The organism is Streptomyces sp. MBT65 (genome assembly GCF_016612545.1).
Classification (GTDB): Bacteria; Actinomycetota; Actinomycetes; order Streptomycetales; family Streptomycetaceae; genus Streptomyces.
The window spans coordinates 1-893 of record NZ_JAENRY010000747.1 but is presented as its reverse complement, the minus strand read 5'-3'; the positions used below and the strand labels follow the sequence as shown (position 1 = coordinate 893).

The following is an 893-nucleotide window of genomic DNA, read 5'->3' as shown; positions in this document are numbered from 1 at the left end:
CGGTGCGGGTGCGGGTGCGGGTGCCGGTGCCGGTGTGGATGCCCCGGCCCGGAACACGGGCGGACACCCGCACCCGCACCCGCACCGGTGCCGGCACCGGCCGGCTGGCCGCAGAGTCTTCCGGCACGGCGCGGCACGGCGCGGCACGGCGCGGCGCGGCACGGCGCGGCACGGCGCGGCACGGCGCGGCACGGCACGGCACGGCACCGTACGGCACGGCGCGGCGCGGTGTGGTTCCCGGGGGTGCGGGGTGATCCGGCGGCTTCCGGCGGTGCGGGGTGCCCGGGTGAGGGCGGGGGGTGCTGTCCGTGGTCCGGTGCCGGGTGGTGGCGCGGCGGGTGCGTGTGGTCCGTCCGGCCCGGCGGACCATGCCCGGTGCGGTGCGGTGCGGTGCGGTGCGGTGCGGTGCGGTGCGGTGCGGTGCGGTGCGGTGCTGGTCGTGCGTGGTCCTGGCGGTGTGGGTGTGTGTGCTGGGCCGGCCGGGTTGCGGCTGCGTGTCGCCGAGGGCTCCCGCTGGTGGCGGTGGCGGAGTGGAGGCCTGTCCGGGTCGGGCCCGGGGTTGGCCCGCCGGTGCTGCTGGGTGCTGGTGTTGTCCGGCCGTGGTGTCCGGCCTGCCGGGTGTGCTGTGTGTCGGCCTGCCGTGCGGCGCGCGGGGTCTGCCCGTGGGGTGGCCGCGTGCCGCGGTGCCCGAGCACCGGATGCCGGGTGTCCGAGCGGCGGGGTGTCCAGGAGCTGGTGTCCGGCGTGTCGTGGTGGCGGGGTGTGGTCTGTCCGGTGCTGTCACCGGTTCCGCCGCTGTCCGTACGGCGTCTGTTCTCTCTGTCGTGCGTGTGCGGTCTGTCTGTCTTCTGCCGGGTGTCCGGTGTCCGGCGGCGTGTGCACCCCGCGGGGTG

1 pseudogene is annotated in these 893 nt (G+C 77.8%); it reads left to right on the top strand.

Going from position 1 to position 893, the window contains the following annotated elements:
* Positions 1-254: pseudogene (locus tag JHN63_RS51935) on the top strand (hypothetical protein); the annotation flags it as partial.
* Positions 255-893: the final 639 nt, after the last annotated feature.